The sequence below is a fragment of the Nocardiopsis synnemataformans genome, from assembly GCF_965343085.1.
GTDB lineage: Bacteria > Actinomycetota > Actinomycetes > Streptosporangiales > Streptosporangiaceae > Nocardiopsis > Nocardiopsis alborubida.
Window position 1 is genome coordinate 1 of the sequence record NZ_CBDRFA010000022.1, and the last position, 23,352, is coordinate 23,352.

The 23,352-nt window shown below is 70.2% G+C and carries 30 protein-coding genes; 11 read left to right on the top strand and 19 right to left on the bottom strand.

Annotated features, from left to right (window positions below):
- From ACSIH6_RS14675 to ACSIH6_RS14700, 6 genes are all read left to right on the top strand, one after another.
- A partial coding sequence (locus tag ACSIH6_RS14675) for a hypothetical protein (RefSeq protein WP_435108837.1) occupies positions 1-651 on the top strand: 651 nt, incomplete at its 5' end.
- A gap of 9 nt (positions 652-660) precedes the next feature.
- Positions 661-1,140 (top strand): hypothetical protein, encoded by a 480-nt coding sequence (locus ACSIH6_RS14680; protein WP_435108838.1) that lies wholly within the window; start codon positions 661-663, stop codon positions 1,138-1,140.
- Positions 1,137-1,580 (top strand): hypothetical protein, encoded by a 444-nt coding sequence (locus tag ACSIH6_RS14685; RefSeq protein WP_435108839.1) that lies wholly within the window; start codon positions 1,137-1,139, stop codon positions 1,578-1,580. Before ACSIH6_RS14680 ends, ACSIH6_RS14685 begins: the two co-directional genes overlap by 4 nt.
- A gap of 92 nt (positions 1,581-1,672) precedes the next feature.
- Complete coding sequence (locus ACSIH6_RS14690) at positions 1,673-2,728, top strand: peptidoglycan recognition protein family protein (protein WP_435108840.1); 1,056 nt, start codon at positions 1,673-1,675, stop codon at positions 2,726-2,728.
- On the top strand, positions 2,728-2,940 hold the full coding sequence (locus ACSIH6_RS14695) for a hypothetical protein (protein WP_435108841.1): 213 nt from the start codon (positions 2,728-2,730) through the stop codon (positions 2,938-2,940). Before ACSIH6_RS14690 ends, ACSIH6_RS14695 begins: the two co-directional genes overlap by 1 nt.
- A 14-nt stretch (positions 2,941-2,954) precedes the next feature.
- Entirely contained in the window at positions 2,955-3,200 is a 246-nt protein-coding gene (locus ACSIH6_RS14700; protein WP_435108842.1) for a hypothetical protein, read from the top strand.
- Positions 3,201-3,306: 106 nt separating this feature from the next.
- On the opposite strand, the gene ACSIH6_RS14705 is transcribed toward ACSIH6_RS14700, so the two are convergent.
- The 11 genes from ACSIH6_RS14705 to ACSIH6_RS14755 form a co-directional block, all read right to left on the bottom strand.
- The gene (locus ACSIH6_RS14705; RefSeq protein WP_435108843.1) at positions 3,307-4,338 is read right to left on the bottom strand and encodes a serine hydrolase domain-containing protein; all 1,032 of its coding nucleotides are present in this window, start codon (positions 4,336-4,338) and stop codon (positions 3,307-3,309) included.
- A 47-nt stretch (positions 4,339-4,385) separates the two neighbouring features.
- Positions 4,386-5,432, bottom strand: a complete 1,047-nt coding sequence (locus tag ACSIH6_RS14710) for a glycosyltransferase family 4 protein (RefSeq protein ID WP_435108844.1) — start codon at positions 5,430-5,432, stop codon at positions 4,386-4,388.
- Positions 5,429-5,956: a dCTP deaminase gene (locus ACSIH6_RS14715; RefSeq protein ID WP_435108845.1), complete on the bottom strand. Its 528-nt coding sequence runs from the start codon at positions 5,954-5,956 to the stop codon at positions 5,429-5,431. Before ACSIH6_RS14715 ends, ACSIH6_RS14710 begins: the two co-directional genes overlap by 4 nt.
- Entirely contained in the window at positions 5,953-6,486 is a 534-nt protein-coding gene (dcd, locus tag ACSIH6_RS14720; RefSeq protein ID WP_435108846.1) for a dCTP deaminase, read from the bottom strand. The genes ACSIH6_RS14715 and dcd overlap by 4 nt, the downstream gene beginning before the upstream one ends.
- The gene (locus tag ACSIH6_RS14725) at positions 6,483-7,694 is read right to left on the bottom strand and encodes a metallophosphoesterase (protein ID WP_435108847.1); all 1,212 of its coding nucleotides are present in this window, start codon (positions 7,692-7,694) and stop codon (positions 6,483-6,485) included. Before ACSIH6_RS14725 ends, dcd begins: the two co-directional genes overlap by 4 nt.
- Positions 7,691-8,953 carry a carboxyvinyltransferase gene (locus ACSIH6_RS14730; protein ID WP_435108848.1) on the bottom strand — a complete coding sequence of 421 codons (1,263 nt, stop codon included), beginning with the start codon at positions 8,951-8,953 and terminating at the stop codon, positions 7,691-7,693. Before ACSIH6_RS14730 ends, ACSIH6_RS14725 begins: the two co-directional genes overlap by 4 nt.
- A 470-nt stretch (positions 8,954-9,423) precedes the next feature.
- On the bottom strand, positions 9,424-9,720 hold the full coding sequence (locus tag ACSIH6_RS14735; protein ID WP_435108849.1) for a hypothetical protein: 297 nt from the start codon (positions 9,718-9,720) through the stop codon (positions 9,424-9,426).
- Positions 9,721-9,838: 118 nt separating this feature from the next.
- On the bottom strand, positions 9,839-10,057 hold the full coding sequence (locus tag ACSIH6_RS14740) for a MerR family DNA-binding transcriptional regulator (protein WP_435108850.1): 219 nt from the start codon (positions 10,055-10,057) through the stop codon (positions 9,839-9,841).
- 225 nt (positions 10,058-10,282) lie between these two features.
- On the bottom strand, positions 10,283-11,431 hold the full coding sequence (locus ACSIH6_RS14745; RefSeq protein WP_435108852.1) for an rRNA adenine N-6-methyltransferase family protein: 1,149 nt from the start codon (positions 11,429-11,431) through the stop codon (positions 10,283-10,285).
- Positions 11,428-11,748, bottom strand: a complete 321-nt coding sequence (locus ACSIH6_RS14750; protein ID WP_435108853.1) for a hypothetical protein — start codon at positions 11,746-11,748, stop codon at positions 11,428-11,430. Before ACSIH6_RS14750 ends, ACSIH6_RS14745 begins: the two co-directional genes overlap by 4 nt.
- Positions 11,749-11,750: 2 nt before the next feature.
- A complete protein-coding gene (locus ACSIH6_RS14755; RefSeq protein WP_435108854.1) occupies positions 11,751-12,041 on the bottom strand; it encodes a hypothetical protein in 291 nt (96 codons plus the stop codon).
- Positions 12,042-12,220: 179 nt separating this feature from the next.
- Here ACSIH6_RS14755 and ACSIH6_RS14760 point away from each other — a divergent pair, with 179 nt between their 5' ends.
- The 3 genes from ACSIH6_RS14760 (at position 12,221) to ACSIH6_RS14770 (ending at position 13,989) form a co-directional block, all read left to right on the top strand.
- Complete coding sequence (locus tag ACSIH6_RS14760; protein WP_435108855.1) at positions 12,221-13,060, top strand: helix-turn-helix domain-containing protein; 840 nt, start codon at positions 12,221-12,223, stop codon at positions 13,058-13,060.
- Positions 13,061-13,068: 8 nt separating this feature from the next.
- Positions 13,069-13,266: a DUF397 domain-containing protein gene (locus tag ACSIH6_RS14765; protein ID WP_435108856.1), complete on the top strand. Its 198-nt coding sequence runs from the start codon at positions 13,069-13,071 to the stop codon at positions 13,264-13,266.
- Positions 13,267-13,455: 189 nt separating this feature from the next.
- Positions 13,456-13,989: a hypothetical protein gene (locus tag ACSIH6_RS14770; RefSeq protein WP_435108857.1), complete on the top strand. Its 534-nt coding sequence runs from the start codon at positions 13,456-13,458 to the stop codon at positions 13,987-13,989.
- Positions 13,990-14,148: 159 nt separating this feature from the next.
- Here ACSIH6_RS14770 and ACSIH6_RS14775 read toward each other — a convergent pair whose 3' ends face one another.
- The 7 genes from ACSIH6_RS14775 to ACSIH6_RS14805 form a co-directional block, all read right to left on the bottom strand.
- Entirely contained in the window at positions 14,149-14,337 is a 189-nt protein-coding gene (locus ACSIH6_RS14775; protein ID WP_435108858.1) for a hypothetical protein, read from the bottom strand.
- Positions 14,338-14,403: 66 nt separating this feature from the next.
- Positions 14,404-14,667, bottom strand: coding sequence for a hypothetical protein (locus ACSIH6_RS14780; protein WP_435108859.1), 264 nt, complete (start codon positions 14,665-14,667; stop codon positions 14,404-14,406).
- A 28-nt stretch (positions 14,668-14,695) separates the two neighbouring features.
- A complete protein-coding gene (locus ACSIH6_RS14785) occupies positions 14,696-15,895 on the bottom strand; it encodes a hypothetical protein (RefSeq protein WP_435108860.1) in 1,200 nt (399 codons plus the stop codon).
- Positions 15,896-15,974: 79 nt separating this feature from the next.
- Positions 15,975-16,571 (bottom strand): hypothetical protein, encoded by a 597-nt coding sequence (locus ACSIH6_RS14790; RefSeq protein ID WP_435108861.1) that lies wholly within the window; start codon positions 16,569-16,571, stop codon positions 15,975-15,977.
- Positions 16,572-16,958: 387 nt separating this feature from the next.
- Positions 16,959-18,887: a S9 family peptidase gene (locus tag ACSIH6_RS14795; RefSeq protein ID WP_435108862.1), complete on the bottom strand. Its 1,929-nt coding sequence runs from the start codon at positions 18,885-18,887 to the stop codon at positions 16,959-16,961.
- Positions 18,888-19,013: 126 nt separating this feature from the next.
- Positions 19,014-19,754, bottom strand: coding sequence for a MerR family transcriptional regulator (locus tag ACSIH6_RS14800; RefSeq protein ID WP_435108863.1), 741 nt, complete (start codon positions 19,752-19,754; stop codon positions 19,014-19,016).
- Positions 19,741-20,979, bottom strand: a complete 1,239-nt coding sequence (locus tag ACSIH6_RS14805) for an MFS transporter (protein ID WP_435108864.1) — start codon at positions 20,977-20,979, stop codon at positions 19,741-19,743. The genes ACSIH6_RS14800 and ACSIH6_RS14805 overlap by 14 nt, the downstream gene beginning before the upstream one ends.
- A 330-nt stretch (positions 20,980-21,309) precedes the next feature.
- Between ACSIH6_RS14805 and ACSIH6_RS14810 the strand changes: the two genes are divergently transcribed.
- On the top strand, positions 21,310-22,161 hold the full coding sequence (locus ACSIH6_RS14810) for a MerR family transcriptional regulator (protein WP_435108865.1): 852 nt from the start codon (positions 21,310-21,312) through the stop codon (positions 22,159-22,161).
- Complete coding sequence (locus tag ACSIH6_RS14815; RefSeq protein WP_435108866.1) at positions 22,158-23,060, top strand: transglutaminase-like domain-containing protein; 903 nt, start codon at positions 22,158-22,160, stop codon at positions 23,058-23,060. The genes ACSIH6_RS14810 and ACSIH6_RS14815 overlap by 4 nt, the downstream gene beginning before the upstream one ends.
- A gap of 40 nt (positions 23,061-23,100) precedes the next feature.
- On the opposite strand, the gene ACSIH6_RS14820 is transcribed toward ACSIH6_RS14815, so the two are convergent.
- The gene (locus ACSIH6_RS14820) at positions 23,101-23,340 is read right to left on the bottom strand and encodes a hypothetical protein (RefSeq protein WP_435108867.1); all 240 of its coding nucleotides are present in this window, start codon (positions 23,338-23,340) and stop codon (positions 23,101-23,103) included.
- Between the last annotated feature and the right edge of the window lie 12 nt (positions 23,341-23,352).

Here is a 23,352-nt window from a genome sequence, read left to right on the forward strand (position 1 = left end):
GCCTTCGTGGGGTTCAAGACATGGGTCGTGGGCGAGATCCTGCGCGCGGCCGACGTCAACACCTATCTGGCTAAGCAGGTCATCGCCGTGGTGACCAGCGGCACTCGACCGCCGAGTCCGGTCGAAGGCCAGATGATCTATGAGACCGACACCGCTAGCTTCGTGGCCTACACCGGAAGCCACTGGGAAGTTTTCTCGTACCACGGCGACGAGCAGACCTACACGCCCGAGTGGACCGCGGCCACCACCAACCCCAGCATCGGAAACGGCACTTTGGACGGCCGGTATCGCCGTCTGCCCGGCCGTATGGTGAGCCTGCGCATCCAGGTGATCATGGGCTCCACCACGAACTTCGGTGACGGCATCTACGAACTCGGCCTCCCCCCGGGGCTGCCCGCGGAGGCCGGACACCGGTGGTTGGGCGTCACCCATCTTCAGACCGCAGCTCCCACCACGGACCTCTTCCAAGGCATCGCGCTCATCAGCGGCGACTCCAGTGGGGCCCGCATCAACCGCATCCGCTACTACAGCGGTGGCACGGGTGGTGAGCTCTTCAACTGGTCCAGCACGCATAACCACATCGGCGGAGACGGTGACCTGCTGACCGTCCAGCTGCTCTACGAAACCGCCACTCTCGGCTCGACGGAATAGGAGACCCGTATGGCCCTGTACGTGTGCTCGCTCGACGTTTCTCTGGACCAGGAGATCCCCAACGACGAGGCCTATCACCTGCTGAGGTTCCCGCACGAGAACCCCAACTACGACCCGTGGGGGATGCACTCGGCCACCCAGCCGGACGGCTGTCAGGTCACCGCATGGGAGAGCGACGACCGGTCCGGCCTGATCTGGCCGACCGTCGCTGGGTGGGGCACGCTCACCGCGGAGATCCAGTGGGCGGGCGGCGACTACGGGGAGCTGCGCGATCGCTTCGTCCGTGATCCCCTCGGCACCCCCAACGAGACGAACTTGGAGGACAGGTGCCCGACCGGTGGCATGCAGTTCGTCCACAAGTGCCACCAGATTTTCGTGAACCCGTCCGTCCCGCTGGGCCTCCAGGTCAAACACAACGCCAGCAAGCCGGTCAAGGTCACCTACGCCCAGTTCAAGATCTCAGTCGAGACGGACGTGGCGAGCCCATGAGCACCCCGGGAACGGAGGACTACCGCCACTTGGAGGCGTTGATCGAGCTGCTGCGCGCGGACCTGCGCGGCGCCGTCGGAGAGATCAAGACCGCACTGGCCTCGCGTGTGGACATCGCCGTCTACCAGGCTGATCAGCGCCGCGTTGAACAGCAGATTGAGAGCGTCCGCCTGGAGGCCGCCCGCGAGGTTGCGGCCGAGCAGGCGCTGCGCACGCGGGAGGTTGCGGCCGAACAGGCCCTGCGCGCACGTGAGATCGCGGCTCTGGGCGAGGAACTGGAGGAGGTCAAGAAGCAGCGCGCGGACGACAAGACCCAGCGCGTGGAGGAGCACAAGGAGCGCCGGGCCGACCGGCGCGTGGTCATCGGCGCCTGCATCGGCGCGGCACTGTCCTTCCTGGCGACCCTGGCCATGCTTCTCGTCCAGCTCTTCATCGGCTGAGCATCACCGCGCAGCTCCATTCCCCTCTTCCAGCTACAGAAAGTCACCGTGGCCGCCCCAGTGGGCGGCCTTTCGTATGCCCGGAGGGCGCCATGAAGTTCGAGTCCCGATCCGCCGTGGGGCTGCCATCGGTATCCGGTGTCTCCACCAACATCACACCCCGCTCCGGCGGCACGACCATCCACTACGTCGGAGGCGCCGTCGGCATCCCGGCCTCCGCCCCACACTCCCGCTGCCGAGCGAAGATCCGCGAGATCCACCGCTTCCACACCCGCGGCCGCGGCTGGGCGTTCTTCGCCTACAGCCTCGCGGTGTGCCAGCACGGCATCGTGATGGAGGGCCGCGGCAAGGGCCGGCGCACCGCGGCCAATGGCACCAACCCGGGCAACCAGCGCTACTACGCGGTGCTGGGGCTCATCGGCGGAAGTGAGCGCCCCTCGGCCCAGATGATCCAGGGCATCAAGGACACCGTCGCCTACCTGCGCTCCAGCGGCGGCGCGGGCTCGCGGGTCAACGGCCACCGCGACCACCTGTCCACCAGCTGCCCCGGCGACCGCCTCTACCAGCTCGTCCGCGACGGCGCCTTCGGCTCCGGCGGTTCCGGCTCGCCCGTGACCCCGGGTCCCGAAGGGATGGACTCCGAGCGCTCCTTCTCCAGCCAGCAGAAGGCCATCAACGCCCTGGGCTACCGGCCGCGCCTGGCGGTGGACGGCATCTTCGGGCCGCTCACCGAGGACGGCGTGCAGTGGCTCCAGCGTCTGGTCGGCGTCGACGCCGACGGTCTGTGGGGCCCGCGCACAGAGGCGGCCTACCGGGCCTACCTCGACGGCGACCCTGAGCCCGCCGACCCGCGGCCGCGCCTGGCGGTGGACGGCGACTTCGGCCCTGCCACGACCGGCGCGCTCCAGGAAGCGACCGGTGCCGACATCGACGGCGACTTCGGGCCGCAGTCCAAGCGCAAGCTCCAGGAGCACCTCAACGACCACGGCGCTGGCCTGGAGGTCGACGGCGTGGTCGGGCCGCTCACCACCAAGGCGCTCCAGCGCCACCTCAACAAGGTCATCGGCGCCAAGCTCGCGGTCGACGGCGACTGGGGCCCGAAGACCACCCGTGCCCTTCAGAAGGCCCTGAACGCGGGGGAGTTCTGATGCAGGACCTCACCGGGCGCAGCGCCGACACCCGGCACCTGGCCGGCCTGTTCATCTACACCCACCTGCCCCCGCACCTGCGGGAGATCAGCATCCCCTGCCACGACCTGGCCGAGGCCATGATCCTCGCCAGCCCCGACGGGCCCGAGCTCACCGCGGGCCTGCGCAAGTTGCTGGAGGCCAAGGACTGCTTCGTCCGGGCCGCACTCTGACCAGGAGGTATGCCATGGTCACGTCCATCGTCCGCACCGTCGTCCCCTACGCTGTCGGGCTGATCGTCTCGCTCGCCGCGAGCATCGGCCTGGACCTGCCGGCCGAGGCGACCACCGAGGTCCTCACCGCGGTGACGACCTTCGTCGTCGGCACCGTCTACTACTGGGTGGCGCGCTTCTTCGAGGAGCACATCTCCCCGCGCGTCGGCGGCCTGATGCTGCTCTCCCGCCGGCGCCCCGAGTACACCAAGGCCGCCTGACGGCGGCGCCGTGTAGCCTCACTGACTGCCCGCACGGGCGGACGCAACGAGCCCCGCTTCCTTCGGGAGGCGGGGCTCGTTTGCCATGTCTCAGAGGGTGTTCGCATCACATGGCGTGGATTCGGAAGGTGTTGCGCACACGGGCAATCGGTTCCCGATCACGGCTGTAGAAGAGCTTGTTGGTGAGCAGAACCGCCCACCGGTCAAGGTGCGGGGCGACCCACATCGCGGTCCCGGTGAACCCGTAGTGCACCCACACATCGTCGGCCGCGGTGGTGCCGGGCGCCGGGTGCCAGAACAAGCCGCGAGCCGGTTCCAGATCACCGGTCTGCACGCGCAAGGACTCATTGATCCAGGCCTTGCCGAAGGTGGCTTCGGTGGCAGGACGGAGCATGTGGGTCAGGAATCGGGCCAGGTCCTCGGCCACTGAGAAGACCCCGGCGATCCCGCATACCCCGCCCAGCAGTCGGGCGGAGAAGTCGTGCGCGATTCCGCACAGGTGCGCCCTTGTCTCCTCGTCCAGCTCGGTCGGTGCGGTGCGGGCAACCAGGTCCGCGGGCAGCGGCCCGAAACGGGTCTCGCGCATCGCGAGGGGATCCCACACCCGGTCGTGGGCCAGGTCGTCCAGATCGGTGCTGGTAATCTCCTCGGCGAGGAACCCCAGGATGAGGGCGGCCCGGTCGGTGTAGTGCACACGCTCGCCTGGCTCGTGGTGCAGGCGCTCGTGGAGCACACCGCGGCGAATGGCGGCCGCGTCAGTGCCGTACAGGGCACGCAGCTGCGCCCGGGGCGGCACCCCAGCGGTGTGGGTGAGCAGCTGGCGCACGCTCACCCTCCCCAGCGGAGCATTGGCCAGCTCCGGCAGCAGGGCACCCAGCGGGTCCTCCAGGTGCAGGGCGCCGTCCTCCCACAGGGTGCCGATCACCGACCACACCGCCACGACCTTGGTGAGCGAGGCGATGTCGAAGATCGTGTTGGCCCGCATCGGCGTATGCGGGTCGGTGGGGTCGAGCAGGCCCACCTGCCCGCCGCCGCCGCCGTCGACGCCGTCGGCGCCGCCAACCAGCCACACCGCTCCGGGCATCACCTCCTGGGCCACGGCCTCGTGCAGCAGAGTGGTGATGCGGTCGCTAGCCACGTCGCGGTCCTTCCTGTTCAGGGTGGGTCGGGGCGAGCCTAGCGGCCTCATGCGATCTCCTTGGAGACCTCGCGCAGCGCGGCGGCGGTGGCCGAGAGCGGGAACTGGGCGGCGTTGCGCAGTCCGGCCTCGCGGGCCTGGTCGAGTGCCCGCTGGTCCGAGGCCAGCCAGGACAGGGTGGTGGCCAGGGTGCGGGCGCTCAGGTCGGGCACGCCCAGGGCGCTGTCCCTCAAGGCGTCGGTGAGGCCGGGTACCTGTCGGTAGAGCACCGGCAACCCACATGCCTGTGCCTCGACGGCGACCAGGCCGAACGCTTCCAGGCGGGCGGAGGGCACCACGAGCAGGTCGTGGTGGGCGAACTCCTGCCACAGCCGTGGGCGCTCCAACCATCCCAGGTAGTTCGCCTCCGCTTCGGTGGGCGGAGTGGGGGCGGCGACGCTGAGCCGCACCTCGGCGGCCGCGCACGCGGCCACCAGGTCCTGCACCCCCTTCTCCGGGGATAGGCGTCCGGCGTAGAGCAGCCGCAACGGCCCCCCGTCCCCGCGCGCCGGGCGTGGGGGCGGGGCGGCGAGCAGGGCGTCGGGCACGCCCCAGGGCACCTGCACGATCCGGCCGGTGCCCAGGTCCGGAACCCGGCGCACCAGCAGGTCGACCATCGCCGCGGTGGGCGCGATGATCCGTTGGGCGTAGTGGGCGAGGCGGACCATGACCGCGTGCTGAGTCAGGCTCTGGTCGGCGTAGAGCAGGTCGGTGCCGTGGATCAACGCCAGGGCTGGTGCCTGAGGGAAGGCATCGGCCAGCGCGGGGGAGGCCCCGAAGGCTAGGTGGTGCAGGTGCAGCACGTCGGGGGCGGGCGCCTGAACGAGGAGCTGTTCTGCCAGGTGGGCGCGGTAGGTGCTGAACGCGGGCTCGTGGACGGCCTTGCCGGTTCCGTCGAGCAGGGCCAGGTCGGTGCCGATGGGTTGGTCGGGGCCGAGCATCCACGCCCAGGACTCGGCATGGAGCGGCGCGCCGCGGCGGGTGTACAGGTCGTGGAAGAGTTCCACGGACCCGCCGGGCGCGGTCGCGGGCAGGTCGATGCCGGTCACGATCACGGGGTCAGCTCCTCGAACAGGCGAGAGGTGTCGATCCCGCGGGTGCTCCTGTACTTGCGGCCCAGGCGCTGGTAGGACACGGCCTGGCCGAGCGTGGAGTGGAAGGTGAGCTTGCCCAAGGGCATGCCGGGGTAGACGCGCACCGGGTGCACGACGCGGATCTCCAGGGTCCAGGCGATCGCATGCCCCTGGTGTCCCAGCGGCGCGGAGATGTGCACCCAGATGCCCAGAGCGCCGCTGTCCTGGGACCCGTAGAGGCGTTGGGCGTAGGTCTCCGAGGCGGTGTACTCCAGGGTGCGGCCCAGGTAGAGCACCCCCGGCTCCAACACCACACCCTCAGCGGGCAAGGGCACGGGGGTGTAGGCGGTGGGGTGGGCGGCGTCCAGCACGGGGGCGCACCGGCGCAGCTCCGCTCCCAGTCGCCAGTCGTAGGCGTTGGCCGAGACCTGCTCGCTCCGGTAGGGGTCGATATGGATGGTGCCGTTGGCGACAGCGGCGCGGATCGCCGGACCGGTGAGGATCACGAGGCCACCTGCCCGGGGGCGTGGCGCCACAGCTCCGAGGCGCGCGGGCCGACCGCGTTTTGGTATTTGCCCTGGTAGAGGTCGACGCTGCCCAGGGCGGCCTCGAACATGACCTGGCCGATCTGCATCCCGGCGTAGATCCGCAGGGGCTGGACCGGGCTGAGGTGCAACGTCCACTGCCCGAGGAACCCCAGGTCGCCGATGGGCGCGGTGATCTGGATGTGCAGCCCCAGACGGCCGACGCTGGAGCGCCCCTCCAGTAGGGGCACGTGCTGGGTGGAGCCGATGCGTTCCACGGTGTGGCCCAGGTACAAGGTGTCCGGGCGCAGCAGGTACCCGTCGGGTCCGATGGTGAGCTCGTGGGTGGGGTTGGGCTGATAGGCGTCCAGGACCGGTGTGGTGTACACGCGCAGCGTGTCCCCGAGGCGCACGTTGTAGCTGTTGGGGTTGACTTGGGCGGGCTCGAACGGGTCGATGGTGATCGCGCCCTCTGAGACCGCGGCGGTGATGGCAGGGCCGGTGAGGATCATCGCGCCTCTCCCGAGGGGGTGGTCATCTCACGGATGAGCAGGTCCCGCAGGCACACCCCGGTGGGGGTGGTGGAGCGGGCGTCGAGGTGGGTGGTCGCCAGGTAGGCGGTGGTGACCACTTGCGCCAGCGTGGGCGAGGCCACCGCGGGGACGACGGCGAGGGGGCCAACGTCGCCGATCAGCCGGTCCAGCGTGCCCGCAGTCAATGGCTCCGGCAGATGAGCCGACACCAGGTGGTTGTCGAACGGGTCGAGTTCGGCCAGGTCCCACTCGCTCAGGTGCGCACCGACCCGGGCGGGTCGCAACGCGGTCTCGTTCAGCAGCACCGGCAGACGGGTGCGGTGGTGGGCGTGGCGGGCGAGTCGCTCGGTGAGCTGGGTCCGGTGCGGCACAGCGTGCCGATAGGTGGCCGTGGTGGGGGCGATGGTGCGGCTGGTGGTGCGCACCGAGCGGATGTCGTCGAGCAGGCTGGTCAGCTCCAGCGGCAGCTCGGCCACGTCCGGTTCGGTGATGGGGAAGAGGCCGCGCAGGAACCGCCATCCTGTCGGTTCCAGACGTGCGGCGGCGAACCCGGCCCCGTGCTCGGCGCCCTTGACCACCACCGCCTGGCCGGCGCGGGTCGGGCCTATCAGCGCGCTGTGGCAGTGCCCGGCGAAGACCACCCCGCGCAACGCCGGCAGGCGCGCGGCCAGGCCCTGGTCGTGCTCGAACCCCGAATGAGAGAGCACCACCCACTCGGTGGCGTCCACACTTCGGATCAGGCGGTGGAGTGCTGGCGCCGGATCGATGAGCTGGTGGCCACGACGCTCTGCCGCTGGCACACACGACCACGCCGAGGCCGACATGATGCCGGTGACGGCGACTCTGCGCCCACCGATGCGGCGCAGCTGCACCGGCGCCCACACCGGTGTACCGGTGGAGGAGGTGATGTTGCAGCACACCACCAGCGGCGCCAACTCCCGGGACCGGTAGTGGCGGTAGCCGTGGTTGCCGGGGACCACCGCGTCGTACAGATGCCGCAGCAGCTGGGTCTCCAGGTTGCCGCCGCGGGCTCGGTAGTAGCCGGTGCCCTCGAACATATCTCCGGAGTCCACCACCAGGTGGGTGGAACGTTTGGCCCACAAGGTGTCGACAAGGGAGGCGGCGTTGTCCAGGTGTGAGTGCAGGTCGGTGGTGGCCACCACTCCGGCCAGGGTGCGGGTGCTCACGCCTGCTCCTGAACGATCTTGGCGCCCAGGCTGGTGAGCGCACCGACCAGGTCGGTGTGGCCCCGCTGGATCTGGCCGGTGTCGATGACGCGCGACTCGCCCGCCACGCCCAGCGCGGCGAGGACCAGCGCGGTGCCGGTACGGATGTCGGTGGCGTGTACCCGCCCCGGGCGCAGCCGTTGCGGGCCGGTGAGTTCGCACAGGGTGGACGTGAGCTCCTCGATGCGGGCCCCGAGTTGGGCGAGCTCCCCGAGCAGGTTGGTGTGCCTGCCCGGGTTGATGGCGTCGCCGAACCGGTGGGTGCCCTCCACTCCCAGCGAGGTCACCAGCAGGGCGGGCTCGAAGTCGGCGTCCAACCCGTCCGGGTCCAGGTCCGCGACCGCGCGCAAGGGCGAGGCGGCCCCGCGCTGGGAGGCGTCCAACCGCACCTGGTCCTGCCCGACCTCGGGGGCGAACCCCAGGGTGCACAGCGCGGCGAGGAACGGGCCCAGGTGACCGGGGTCGACGCCGACGATGGTGCCCGACCCGCCGGTGATGGCCAGCCCGCACACCAGGGTGGCTGCCTCGATCTTGTCGCCGGGCACCACCCACCGACCCGGGCGCAGGGACGGGGCGGGGTCCACAGTCAGTTCTGTGGCGCTCACCGTCACGTCCACTCCGCACGATCCCAGTGCTCGCACCACGCTCAGCGTCTCCGGGGACAGGTTGGGGGTACCCACGATCAGTGGGCGGCCCTCCACGAGCGCGCGCAGCACCGCGGCGATCGTGGCACCCCGCGAGCGGAAGGGCAGGTTGATCCGTGGCGGCGGCACCGCTCCCGGGGCGCGGGTGATGGTGTAGCCGTCGGCGTGTTCGGTGACGCGGTCACCGAACACCTCATACACCCGAAAGTGCAGGTCCATGCCCCGCGTGCCGATGGCGCACCCGCCCGGCCAGGGCAGGCGGGCCTGGCCGTGGGCGCCGAGCAGCGCCGGAACGAGGTAGTAGGAGGCGCGGATGCGCGCGGCCTCGTCTAGGGCGCCCGGTGGGCGTGTCCCGGGAGCGACCTGGATCGTGGTGCCGCTGGGACTGACGTCGAACCCCGCATGGTCGAGGAGGCCGATCATGGTGGCCACGTCATTCGACCCCGGCAGGTTGCGCAAGGTCACGTGCTGGCCGACGCAGGCCGCAGCCGCCAGTAGCGGAAGCGCGGCGTTCTTGGATCCTGACACTGAGACGGTGCCGGACAGGGGTATATCTCCGCTGATGAGTATGGTCATGAGAGTGTGCTCTTCTCCACATGAGGGGCGCTGGCCCAAGCGCGCTGGGAGAAGCAGATGCGCGCCAGGTCGGCCAACTCTTCGAAATCAGTTGAGGGGATGCAGAGGGCGTAGCCCGGAGGCGTGGCAGTAGGCGACGAACGGCACATGCCGCTCCTGCCCAGGGGCGTAGGTTGGGAAGGGCGGGGCAGCTGACGGGGCGGCAGCGTCCCGCCGGGGGAGCCACACCGAGGTCCCAGAAACGGGGTGGCTGGTTGGCCCACGCGCCCGGTTCCTGTCTCTTCCGCCGGACGGCCTCCAGCTCTTCCTTCGCGGCGATGAGCTCCAGCCGCGCCAACCCTTCGCGAGCGTCCGCGGCGGCGATCTGCCGGTCCACCATCCGGGCCGGGGCTACCTGCTCGCCATGGCGGGCGTACTGGGGAACGAGCGGAGTTCCGTCACTGGCTACCGAAGTCCTCACCAGGGGACTCCTACAGGCCCAGCCGGATGCGAGCGTCGATGATCGCCTGGCGCAGCTCGCCCAGGCCTTCGCCCTGAACCAGGGTTTCGCCCGGGTACTGGGCCCAGTAGCCGTGCTTGTGGTTCTGGTCCGGCTGCTGCCACCCCAAAACCCAGCCGGGGTAGTCGGCCTCCATGCGCTCCAGGGCGCGGAACTCGGCCTCCTTGTCGGCCGAGACCACGTGGTCCTCGGAGTCCCAGGGGCGACGCAGGAGGATGCGATACGGGTTGTCGGGGTCGGTGCGGATGTTCCATCCGGAGTCGGTCATGTCTGGTCCTGGTCGTTGTCGGATGTCTGCCGGGTAGCCTTCATGCACTCTCGGATGAGTGCCGCTCGCTCCTCCTGGCCCAGCCTCACGGCCGCGCTGTGGGCGCGCTCCAAGGCGGTTACGACCGCATCAGCGGGATCTCCGTACCGCGCCAGGTGCAGGCGCTGTCCTTGGTGAAGCGGCGGTGTCCTCCCAAGGTGCGCACTGACACCAGGCGCCCGAGCCGCTCCCAGCGGATGAGCGTCTTGGTGTCCACCTGGAGAATCGCGGCCGTCTCGCCCGGGGTGATCCTGGCGTCGGCGGCGTGTAGCAGAGCGGGGTCGTGTGGGAGAGGCATGGCTTCCTCGTGAGCGCGCCGATCGTGAGGCGGTCGTGTGCGAAGGGGTTAGCCCGGGCCCCGGCGAGTGGGGGCCGGGGCCCGGGGCGGGACCGCCGCTCTCTCTTCAGCGGCCCCGCGTACCCGGCGGCGTCCCGCCGGGGGAGCCACCCCGAGGTCCCAGAAACGGGGTGGCTGGTTGGCCCACGCGCCCGGCGGAAGAGACAGGAACCGGGCGCGCGGGGGCTAGGTGAGCTGGCGCTGGGTGTCCCACAGGACGTTCTGCGGGGAGTCCACCCAGACGGACTGCTTGCCGGGGGTGCGGTCCAGCGTCAGGCCGAACTGGTCGACGCCCGGCTCGCCGAGGGAGCGCCACCGGCGCAGGGCCTCGCGGGCCTCGTGCACCAGCAGGCGGCGACCGCCCTGCTCGATGCGGCCATCCGCGTGCAGGCGTGCCCACGACTCGCATCGAGAGGAGGACAGCCATACGTGTGGCTCGGTGGCACCGGGTGTGGCGCCGGTGCCGTGCGACCAGTGCGGCAGCAGCAGGGACAGCAGCAGGGACGTGTCGTCGGTGAGCCAGGGACCGCGAGGGTCTCCGGACACGACCTCGGTGTGCTCGGCCCGGGCCTCAGGACCCGGGGCGGGCTGACTCGGCCAGCGCTGCGCGCGCGACCACATGCAGCGCAGTGGCCCGACGAAGCGCCCCTCGGCGAGCCCCGAGCCATAGCGCTCCAGGACGGCGAGCACACCGTGGGGGGATCCCGGGCTCGGCGACCACGGGGTGACCACCAGGCCGCGCGGATGCACCTGGTCGAACCAGGCCCACGGCACGCTTGCCACGGCGCACGTGGAGAGCACCCGGCGAACGCGCGGGAGCTCGATGCGCTCGCCGTTGCCGAGGATCACACTGGGCACGTAGCCGGCGGCGTAGAGGGATCCGCGCGCGGTGTCGGCGAGCTGCTGGTCGATCTCGACGGAAGTGACTTGCTTGTCGCCGACCAGTTCGCTCAGCAGCGCGGCGCCGTATCCGGTGCCGGTCCCGACCTCCAGGACCGGAGACCTCGGCTCGATGCGCGCCGCGTGCATCATGCGGGCCATGGCGCTCGGCGCGGACGAGGAGGAGGTCGCCATGCCCGGACCTCCGGGGCGCCCGTCGTCCAGCTGGGTGATGAGCGTCTGGTCGGTGTAGGCCGCGTGCATCCAGGCCTGCGGGTCCTCGGCTCGGTCGATGCGCTCGCCGGACTCGGACCAGACGACGTCGGGCAGGAAGCGGTGCCTGGGAACCTTCGCGAACGAACGCGCGATGTGCTCGGGTACGCCGGTGGTGCGGACCGCCTCAGCCAGAGCCTGGGCGAGGGGGATGTGGTTCATGGTGGTGTTGTGCCCGGTCATACAGTCACTCCCCGGGGGACCAGGTGTGGGTTGTGCAAGCGCAGCATTTTCTCCAGCTGCGCGGCGGTGAATTCAACCTCGGAACGCCATGGGGCCTCCGGGTCATGAGCGGTGGCCAACCAGATCCCGCTCGGAAGGAGCGCGATGTGGTGGGTGTCCTGCCAGCGCTCGTGGAGGCGAGCGTGCACCAGGAGCGGCGGCTCCCAGCGGTAGCACTTCACGTCCACGTGGTCGCCGAGGTGTCCAGCGTCCTCGCTGCACACACGGCGCCGCCCGTTGCTGTCGAGGGTTGTCTCGTTGCAGGCGGGCAGCAGCATGGCTAGTTCGCCCCCAGGCGGCGCAGTCCGGCGAGCGTGGCTTCGAGCAGCTCGCGACTGGGCGCGTCGAGGCGACTCTGCTGGGGCGCGACAAGGGCCGGCGCCGAGGCCCGGCGGTGGTGCCTGACGGGCCGTCCCGGGGGCCGGGTGCGGTGTTGGACACGCGAGGAGCGGGAGACCAGCGTCCGCACGCGAGCGGCGCGGCGCGGTCGGCTCGGGCGGTGTCCGTGGACCTGCTCCGCGGCGCGGGCCTGGACCTCGCGCAACGCGGACGACTTCAGGTAGCGCGGCATGCGCATCCTCCTGGACGAGTGCCGGATGGGAGGTCCGGCGGGACATCGAGTACCCTCATCATGAATCCTGAATTTCCGATTTTCAAGAGGGCCCGGAAATCCCGCCCTGGAAATCCCCGAATGTCCCGTTCGGGCCCACAGGGTCTACGATCGGCAGCATCGACATGCCAGGAGATCCCATGACGACGAAGCGATACAGCCCGACCGTGCGCCGTCGGCGACTCAGCGAGGACCTGCGCCGCTACCGCTTGGCCGCGCGGATGACCCTGGACGACGCTGCGGCCGCCACCGAGATCTCGCGGACCACCATCAGCAACATCGAGTCAGGAGTGAAGAAGCGGCCGCAGCTTCCCGAGATCAAGGCCCTGCTCGACGCCTTCGGGGTACATGACGAGCGCGAGCGCGAGGAGGTCCTGAACCTCACCCGCCAGTCGCGTGAGCGTGGATGGTGGGCGCGCTACCGGGATGTCCTGAATGGCAAGTTCATCGGCTTCGAAGCCGAGGCGAGCGTGATCCACACCTGGGAGCCGCTGGTGCTGCCCGGCCTGCTCCAGATTCCTGAGTACGTCCAGCTGCTCGCTAAGGCAGCCCGTGTGGGGGACGAACGGGGAATCCAGCGCGCCATCGACGCGCGCATCGAACGCCAGCGCATCGTGAACAGCGACCCGCCCGAGATGTGGGCAGTGTTCAGCGAGGCGTCCCTGCTCGCGCTGTCGGAGCATCCTGATGTGCTGCACAAGCAGGTCGCCTACCTGCTGGAGGCGCTCCGAGCTCCGCTGACGACCCTCCAGATGACGCCAGCGAACCGGCTCACACCGGGAATGGGTGGGCCCTTCGTCCTCATGGATTTCCCTGATGCAGCCGATCCGTCGGTCGTCTACCTGGAGACTGACACCGACGGGCTGTATCTGGAAGAACCCGAAGAGGTGGCGCGGTATCGCCACACCTTCGGCCACCTGCGCATCGCGGCACTGACACCAGATGAGACCGTGGAGCGCCTCCAAGAAATGCTCACCTAGGAAGCACGATGAACTCGACTATCCCAAACGACCTGTTCCGCAAGTCCTCCTACAGCCAGCCCCAGGGGCAAAACTGCGTGGAGGTCGCCGACCTGCCCGCTGCTTCCGCGGTACGTGACACCCAGAACCGCGACCTCGGACACCTGCTGTTCGGCTCCGGCGACTGGGCGAGCGCCCTGGCTGTCGTGAAGAACACTGCGGTCTGACCAACCACAGCAGAGGGGCCCGGCGAGCATCTCGCCGGGCCCCTCTGTAACTCGATATCCCGAAGGGAGTCTACCCCCAGGTGGCGACATCGGGAAGATCAGCAACCATTCACCCCGAAAAACCCGCCTCCTCGCAGGTGATCGGGCATCATCGGGGCTACGTCCTCCTGAGTAGAAGTGAACCCTCCCATGGAACTCGCTGACCCCAACTGCCGAAGCTGTAAGGGCCACGGCCTCAACTTCCCTGACGACACACGAGCCTGCCCTGCCCACACCACACCTCAGTGGCGCGAGCACCTCGCGGACCTCGACCGGCGCGCCAAGACGGTCACCGCCAAGGCGTGGCCCTACGGGCCCAACGTCGACGTCCGGGCGCGCATCGACCTCCTCGACTGGGCCGAGCCCCTCGGTGTGAGGCGCTCCTCGAACCGATGCAACGCCCTGCACTGGCTCCGCACTGGCAGGTGTTCGAGCGCCGTCGGGTCCGAGTGCACGCCGTTCAGCTGGATGGACCACACAACCAGCTGGATGCTGGACAGCAAGCCCGCCCTCGTCCTCACCCAGCCCTACAGCACCGCCGACCGCCTGCGAGAGAGAATGGGTGGACTCCTGAGGGATGAGGGCCTGCGGATCGAGTTCGAACCCGGCTGGTACGGATACGGCACCATCGGCGCGTTCATCTGGCGGAAGGACGCCCACGAGAAGCTGTCCAGGAGGGCGTAGGCGAGCATGCGGAAGGCCCCTGACGAATGCCAAGCAGGGGCCTTCCAGGTGCCCTTGAGTTCGCGCAAGACACTACGAGAAGCGTATCGACATTCGGGCCGCCCGGGGGGCGAATCCGGATACCGTCACAGCGTTCCCTTGTCCTGAAAAGGCCACTTCTCAGGCGATCAACTCGAACAGGGCCGCGAGCCCGCGATCGAGGAACTCCTCCTGAGTCAGCAGGACCTCGCCCTCGTGCAGGCCGGCTCCGCGGACGACGAGATGCCCGTCGAGTCGACACACTGCCGATCCGGGCCCCGCGTAGAGCAAGGAGAGCAGGCGTGCGGTCATGTCACCTGGTGTGGCCACGGCACCTTCCTGTGGATCGCGTTGATTGCTTCCATTGTGCGGGTAGCCAACGACGCTCGCGGCCGCTCACCTCGCCGGAGGCAGCGGGATGGCTTCGACACTCGGAAGGTGGGCCGCCCCCTCCGCGAACACGGTGGACTCGGCCATTTCGGTAGCCACCACGGTGGGATTCACCTCGACAGTGGCATGCACGCGCACGCCCGGGTCACGCCGGTTCTCCCGAGGTCCGCTCGTGTGGATCACCTGAACTCCTGGCGCGCGCTCCTGGGCGGCCAGGAAGGCTTCAACCTCCTCGGGCTGGCCCATGATGCGGACCTGTACAACAGCCATGCTCTCTCCCTCTCGTTGCGGTGACCGCTCAAGCTGCGGCCAGCTCCTTCTCACGCAGTGCCTTCTTGGCCGCGGCCAGGATCCGGCGGCCGGTCCGCTCGGACACGAATCCGAGCTCCTTCACGGCCAACAGGGTGGCCACGTCCTCTCCGCTCGCCGTGGTCAGCCGGTCGTCCAGAGCGCCGGGTTCGGTCAGCCAGTCCATGACCGCGCGCTCTCGGTCAACGGTCAACGCCTTTGGGGCAGGGCGGTGGCCGCTATCTACGGAGGACCGCTTCGCGGTTCGCTGTCCGGTGGCCGCGCGGCCAACCTTCGGCGCGGCCACCGGCGTCATGGCCATCACCTCGGCAGCGGTCACCAGCTGGCCGCAGATGACCAGCCGGTCATCGGCCAGAGACGCGGTCAGCGCGGACAGCGTCACCAGGTCGCCGCAGATCGTGGGCCGGGTGCCCGCCACGGTGGCCACGGCCAGGTGCTCGGCCACCGCCTTCTCCGGGATGAGCTGGCCGCAGATGACCGGCCGGGGCTTCGGCATGGCCACGTCGGCCACGGCCACCCAGCGGCCGCAGATGACCGGCCGCGCGGCCAATGCCGCGGCGTCCTTGGCCGCGGCCAACTCGGCGGCCACCCTGGCCGCGGTCACGCGCTCCATGACTGCGGCCATCGGCACCGTCCGGCCACACAACACTGGCCGCGCGGCCAACCTCTCTCGCTCCTCGGCAGTGGCCAACTCGGCGGCCGTGCGGTCAGCGGTCACCCGAGCGGTGACCGCGGCCACTGGGATGCGGTGGCCGCCGCAGATGGTCATCGATGCCTCCGTGCTCTTGAGTGTCCGCAGTGTCCACATGGCCAGTTGGAATGCGCCCTCTGCGGCGAAGGGCACCCAGATGGCCACGGCGATGCCCTGCCAGCCGTAGGCCACGCCGTGGTAGACGTTCGCCCCAACGGTGGCCACCATCGCGCCGATCAGCACCGGCTTGGCCCAGGGGCTGGGGGCGACGCCGCGGTTGCGGGCCAGCGTCAGGGTGGAGATGGCCAGGACCACGGTGATGTCCACGGTCCCAGCGATCACCACCGCGGACCACGGGGGGTTGCCGGCCTTGAGGACGAAGTCGTAGATGTGTGTGAAGCTGACGGCCAGCAGTCCGGCGGCAATGCCGACGCTACCGAAGATCGGGGTGTAGTCCCCGCGCCCGCGGCGCGAGCGCACGGGGGATAGGGTTGTCACAGGTCCACTCCTGGTCTGGTCAGGTAGTCGGATCAGGCCCCAGGCCGGTGCGCGAACACCGACCCGGGGCCGTTTTCGTTTACTCGATCTCGCCGGCGAAGGTCACCGGCGGGTACAGCGGCGCGGAGTTCTCGTCGTAGAACTCGATCGTCCACTGGAGCTGGGTGTCCTCTTCCGAGGCCCAGCAGTCCTCCTCCCAGGCACCGGACTGTCCGGCCGCCAACTGGTCGGGCGGGTTGATGCTCTCGCCCAGCACCGGGGCCTCGGACTCCATCAGTGGGTCACCCACCGAGCACGAGCTCGTGATCGAGCCGGTGTGGATCGGGGCATCGGTGCCGTTGGTGATCTCCACGGTCCAGGCGATGTAGGGAAGGTCCCCTTCCTCGCCCGTCGTGGAGTTCCATCCGTCCTCGGCGATGCGGCGCTCGACGTCGACGATGCGGATGGTGAACCCGTCGCCGAAGTCGTGGGTCTCGTCCAGGGCGACAGTTGCGGGTTCGGCGACCCCGTCCGGGTTCTCCTCGTACTCCTGCATCTCCTCCATGCCCGGAGGCAGCTCGGACTCATCGGCCTGGGGGGCCGCGGCGTCAGTGGTATCGCCGTCGCCCGTGCAGCCAGCGAGGGCCAGGGCGAGGGCGAGAGGCAGCGACGCAAGGGGGAGTGCGCGCAGTTCCATGGGGGTTGTCCTTCCGAGTCGGATAAGGCGGGAGCCTAGGGCTCCGGAGGGTGGCCTGTCCGGACTTCGCGGGATGTTGCCGTATGTGGCCAAGCAGCTCCCCGGTCTCCCCCGGGGAAGGCGGGGAGACCGGGAGATTCCTGGGAGAAATCTGGGAGACAGAATCGGCTGACTTTCGCAGTCATCGGCTGTCATCCGCACCGAGATACTGCCATTTACCAGGGCATACGCCAAGGCTCCTGGTCAGAAATCATGCACTACTTCAACACCGAGGCCGAGGTGGAGGCGTTGGCGGGCGCGGTCAAGGGGTTGTAGGCGCGCCGGTGATGGCCCGGCCGCCCCGGAGACGGGGACGGCCGGGTGAAGTCGTCGCCTGACCGCTGTGGGTCAGAGCGTGCTCGAAGACCGTCCGCCCAGGTGTCGGGCCAGGAAGCGTTCGAGCGTGCGGTACAGCTCGATGTTGCTGTCCGGGTTGATGAACCAGTGGCCCTCGGCCTCGTTCAGCAGGTACTCGACCTCGGCGCCGCGGGCGCGAAGCGCGTCGACGATGCGGTCGGAGTTGCGCCGGTGGACGCGAACGTCGTTGGCGCCGTGGACCAGCAGCACCGGTGCGGTGATGTCGTAGACCCGGCTGATGGGTGAGCGGGCGAGCATGTCGGCCTCCTGGCGGGGGTCGTCGGGGTCACCGATGTAGCGCAGGTAGCTGTTCTCGACGGCGCGGCGGGCGAACGGGACGACCGACTGGACGAGGTCGACAAGGTCGGACATTCCGGTGTAGCTGACCGCGGCGGCGAACCGGTCCGGGGTGAACGCGGCCCCGACGAGGGCGGCGTAGCCGCCGTAGGAGCAGCCGTAGATCGCGACCCGGTCCGGGTCGGCGTAGCCCTGCTCGACCGCCCAGTCGAGGGCGTCGATCAGGTCGTCGTGCATGCGCCCGGCGAACTGGCCGATCGCGGCCTGGGTGTGGGCCTTGCCGTAACCGGTGGAGCCGCGGAAGTTGACCTGCAGCACCGCGTAGCCGCGGTTGGCCAGCAGCTGCACCTCTGGGTCGTAGCACCAGCTGTCGCGGTACCACGGTCCGCCGTGCACCAGCAGCACGGTCGGCAAGCCGCGCGGGGCGGCCCCGACCGGCAGGGTGAGGTGGCAGGGCAGGGCCAGGCCGTCGCGGGCGGTGACGGTGATCGGGGTGACCGGGGCGAGCTGGGCCGGGTCCAGGTGCGGGAAGGGCCGGAACAGGCGGCGCGCCTGCCCCGTGGCGTGGTCGTAGAACCAGGTGACGCCGGGATCGCGGTCGTGGGCGAAGTCCACCACCCAACGCTGCGCCGTGGTGTCGCAGGACACGTGGGCCAGGTCGCCGTCGGACAGCTCGGCCAGCCGCGGCAGCACCGTGGCGAAGTGCGGGTCGAGCGCGTGGATCTCCTGGCGGGCGCCGAGGTAGCGGGCGCCGAGCAGTTCCCCGGTGCTCGGGTGCAGGATCAGCGAGGAAGGGAAGCGTGGGTCGGCCTCGGGGCGGGGGGTGTCCAGGTCGAACACGGGGTGGCTGTCCACCTCGACCTGCTCACCGGTGTCCAGGTCGACCCGGACCAGGCGGGTGCGGTCCGACCCGCGCGACGAACCGATCCACAGTCCGTTCCCGTCCGGGGTGAGCGCAGTCGGCAGGACCCCGAAGAGGACATCGGTGCCAGGGAACCGCGCGATCGGGCGCCGCTCACCCGTGGCCCACTCCGACAGCACGTGGTCACCCCCCTCCTCCATGGTGAACACCAGCAACCGGTCCGGGGCGCGCAGCCAGGAGAGGATGTCGCCGGGGTTCTCCGCGGCCGTGGTCAGGCGGCCGGTCACCAGGTCGAGCTCGAACAGGTCGACCAGGTCGGGACGGCGCATGTTGAGCTGCACGAAAGCCGTACCCGGCCGGTCCGGTGGGAGTTGCGCAGCGATCAGCCGCACGCCCTCGAAGGGGGTCAGGTCGACGGCGGGCTCGTCGGGTCGGTTCGGGTCGGCGCGGTGCAGGTGCCAGTTCTCGTCGCCGTCGGTGTCCTGCTGGAACAGCAGGTAGCGGCCGTCGGTGGTCCAGAAGAAGGCGTCGATGTTGCGCCGGGTGTCAGAGGTGACGCGCCGGACACCTGGGGCGTCGGCACCGTGTACGTCGTCAGGGGTGGCCCAGTCCGAGTCCAGGTCACGGATGAACACGTTGAGCCGACCGCGCCACGGAGCGAGGTAGGCGACCTTCGTGCCGTCCGGGGACAGCAGGGCCCGACTACGGGTGGGTGAGCCGAAAAAATCTTCGACAGCGATCAACTTCGACGGAGCGGTCATGACGGATCCTCATGGTCGACGGGTGCGAACACCCCTGAGTCCACTCCCCGACGTCGCGTCACACGCAAGTCCACACGAAATGGTCTGGGTCACAGGGGCTCGTCGGCGAAGCGCTTCGGAGCCCGGTCATGCCCCGTCGGGGCGGGCCAACCGTTGCTGGACCCGGCGCAGAACGCGATGCTGCACGGGCCGGAGAGTCTGCTCGTTCAGTTCGTCCATCAGCGCTGAGGCCCGTGCGTCGAACGGGGACAGAACGGTCAGTCGCGCCAGCACCGGTTTGAGGTGCGCGACCAGCTCGTCGATCAGCGATGCGACCTCGTCGTCCGGGGTGTTGGGCCCGAGGGCGTAGAAGCGCGCCGTCAGCGGTGCGGATGCGGCCATGCCCTCGTCCGCCTCGCCGAACAGGGCGGCGAATCCCGCTGGGCCGTCCTTGTCGAGCAGGTGTCCGAGCAGAATCAGCTGTTCGTGCTCGTAGCGGGCCATGTCCACCGGTATCCCCGCCGAGGAGGCGGAACGCCATGCCGAGAGCTCCGGAGGCAGGTCGGGCGGGGCGCCGCTGCGGCGCAGCGCGGCGATGCTGGCCCGGCGGGTGAGGAGCCGTTCGACCTCGGCGGCGGCTTGGCGGTCGAGTTCGTCGAGCAGCTCTTCCGCGGCCGCTGGATCGTCCAGCACCGCGGGTAGTGCGGACAGCGGTACGCCGAGTGCGGTCATCCTCGTGATGCGCAGGAGCCGGACGAGGTGGCCCACCTCGTAGTGCCGGTAGCCCCCGGCCGAGCGCGGTGGCTCGGGCAGCAGCCCGATCTGGTGGTAGTGGCGCAACGTGCGGACAGTGACACCGGCCAGTTCGGCGAGTTCACCGCTGAGCATCGGACAGCTCCTTCGGCTTCAGGTCGAGGTCGCGCAGGGCACGCGAGACGATCACGGCCAGCAGCACGAGGATCCACACCCCGGCGACGCTGAACCCGGCCAGGACAGGGGACCCGTACTCCGCCGTTACCCCGGCCAGACCGATCCCCACCGGTGCGGCGATCATCAGCAAGGCGGTCTTCACGCTGAGCACCCGCCCGCGTACCGCGTCGGTGGTCCGTTCGACCTGCAACACGCCGATGACCGCTCCGACCACGGCGTTGCCCAGCCCGAGCGCCGCGGCGCCGGCGAACACCACGGCCGGGGTGAGCAGGGAGGCCATCAGCAGGAACCCCGCGGTGGTCGTGACGAACCCGGCCGTCAGCCATGCTCGCGAGGGGAGTCGTCGACCGATGCCGCTGTAGAGCGCCGCACCGCACAGCATCCCGACGGCCAACGCGGTGAGGACGAGACCGAGCAGGTCGGGGCGGGCGATGAGACCGAAGTACAGCGGCATCACCAGGCCCTGCAACCCGCCGAGCGCCACGGCCAAGCCGATGAGCAGGCCTGACGTGCCGAGCAGGAACCGGCTGCGCACCACCACCGCCATGCCTTCTCCGAGTTCACGCAGGATCGACCGGGAAGGCGACCCGTTGGCCTCGACCTCACCGAGGCGGCGCGGCAGCGTCCGTGTCAGCAGCGCCGCGCCCGCCGATGTCGCCGCGGTGATCCACAGTACGGAAGTGGTGTCGAAGATGGCGAGCAGCACACCGGCCACCGCCGGGCCGATCACCAGGGCGGCGGAGGTCAGGGTCTGGCGTAGGCCGACTACCTGTGTCAGGTCGATCCCGGCGTGCCGAGCCACCATCGGGGCCAGCACCTCGCGGGCCGTCGTCCCGGGCACGTCCCCGAACGAGCCCAGGATGCCCAACACGATGAACCACACAAGGTCCAGGCCCCACACCAGGTCGGCCAGCGGCAGCGCGGCGACCGAGGCAGCGGAGATGACGTCGGAGACGACCGAGGCCGTTCGCCGGTTGATCCGGTCGATCACCACCCCGCTGAGCAGTCCGACCAGCACGGCCGGGACCGCCGTCGCGGCCGCCAGCGCCGCAGCGCCCAACGGGCTGCCCGTCGTCTGCAGCACGATCAGTGGCAGGGCCACCGCCGCGATGCCGTTGCCGAGCAGGCTCAGCAGATGCGACGCGAGATAGGAGACGACGGCTAGGTACTGTTTGAGCGGCATACGAGTAGGAAAGACCCGGACGTTACGTCGGAGTCAAGGGCGGTCGCGACCGACGATCCTGTCCGGACAGTGATCCCGGATAGGGGGTCCTGGGCCGGTGCGGGCGTCATCTTGGTCCCGACGCGGCGTCGGCGTGTGTCGTCGCCGCGTGACACGCGAGGACGAGTTCCGTCGACTCCTCGTCTGCGGGGCCCAGATCCTGGCGCGGATCCTGGCCGTGGGGCTGGTCGGGCTGGTGATTTGGTGCCCGCCGCGGGGTCGGGTGAGGCGGGGCGCGGCCGCGGGTGGGTGTTGACGGTGCCCTTGGGGCAGGGGCCACACTCAGATCCCATGAGCACCCCACAGCCCCCTGAGGGGCTTTCGCGGGGGGAGTTCGCCCGTGCGAGCGGGCTCTCTCCCAAGGCGCTGCGGTTGTACGAGCGCTCGGGTCTGCTGGTGCCCCACCGGGTGGGCGCGGGCGGGCACCGTCTCTACCTCGGTGCGCAGGTGGAGCGGGCCCGGCGCATCCGTCTGCTGCGCCAGATGGACATGCCCCTGGCGGTGGTGGCCGAGGTGATGGCGCAGGAGCGCGGGCAGGCCCTGGAGCGGGCCGAGGCGTGGTGGCGGGCCCAGGAGGAGGCGCTGCGTTCGCGGCGCGCGGCCCTGGCCGAGCTGCGCCTGTCCTGGGGCGGGGCGGTCGAGCGGGGCCCGGAGCCGGTGTGGCGGGTGCGCCGCGAACGCGTGGCGGCGGTCAAGGTGGTGGCGGTCAGGGCCCGCACCGACCAGCAGAACCTGGTGGCGACCTTCCACGCGCGGGCGCAGGCGCTGCGCCGTCACCTGGTGGGGCAGGGGGCGCGCCCCGGCCCCGGGTTCTGGGTGCTCTACCACGGTGCGGTGACCCCGGACGGGCCCGCGCCGATCGAGGTGGCGGTGCCCTTCACCGGACACGCCGAGCCCGAGGGGGAGGCGGTGATCCGGGTGGAGGCCGCCCATGTGCGCGCGGTGTGCGAGGTGGCGCGCGGGGACTGCTTCTATCCGCGGATCATGGGCGCCTACCGGGCGGTGGAGCGGTGGATGCTCCAGTGCGGTGCGCACGCGGCGGGGCCGTTGCGTGAGGTGTATGAGGCCTCCTGGGACGAGGTGGCCGAGGACGCGGTGTTCGCGCTGGTGGCGCGGCCGATGAGAGAGGCGGGACGCGGATGAGCACGGTAGGCGCGGGTGTGGATCGGTGGGTGGTACACACCCCCTACAGCGACCCGGGCGGGTATGCGCGGGTGTTGGCGGACCTGCCGGGGGACGTGGCGGGACTGGGGCGGGTGCTGCGCGGGGTGGTGGTCCACTACCGCAGCGGTGGGAGGCCCGATTTCACCGGGGCGCGGTTGGCGGAGATCGACCACCGGTGGGTGGAGGCGATGCTGGCCACCGACCAGGCCCGCTGCCCGGGCCCGTGGACGCGGGCGAGGACGCGGCCGTTGGTGGGGTGCTGTCGTGACTTCGCGTTGGTGACGGTGGCGGCGCTGCGGGAGCGGGGGGTGGCGGCGCGCACCCGGGTGGGGTTCGCCTCCTACCTGAACGACGGGTTCTGGACCGACCACGTGGTGAGTGAGTACTGGGACGGTGGGCGGTGGGTGTGGGCGGACACCCAGCTGGACCCGGAGCGGCCGTGGCCGGTGGACGTCATGGACATTGCGCGCGCGCCTGAGGCGCGGGGCGCGGTCTTCGCCAGCGCGGCGCAGGTGTGGCTGGCCCACCGCCAGGGGCGGGTGGACGTGGACCGCTACGGGGTGCACCCGGACCTGCCGTGGCGGGGTGCGGGGTTCGTGCGCGCCTACGTGTTGCTGGAGTTGGCGCACCGTCAGGGCGAGGAGGTGCTGTTGTGGGACACCTGGGAGGCCATGGAGGCGGAGGATGACGGTGTGTTCGACGAGGTGGCGCGGTTGCTGGTGGCGGCGGACGGCGGGGACGGGGTCGCCGAGCGGGAGCTGGCCGCTTGGTACGCGCGCGATGGTCGGTTGAACCCGGGCGGGCGGGTGCTGTGCACGTCGCCGTCGGGTTTCGTGGGGTGGGTGGACCTGGAGCGGCGGGTGGTCGAGCCTGGGTGAGTGGGTGGAGGCCGCTCCCCCAGCGGGGGAGCCCCACGGCTCACACGAGCAGGGCGACCAGCGGCGTCGGCAGCACCAGGATGAGCATGAGGCATCCGCCCGCCGCCGGGGTGGCCCTTCGGGATGCTGTGGCCTCCATGTCCGCGATCATGTGCTGCTGGGCAGGGCACCCCGGAGTCACGACGTCCTCGTGGCTGAACACGCGGCAGGGCAGCCCCGTCATGAACTCGGCGTCGTATTGCCGCCCGCACAGGGAACAGCGAGGATCGTTGGGCTTCACGGTCTTCGTTCC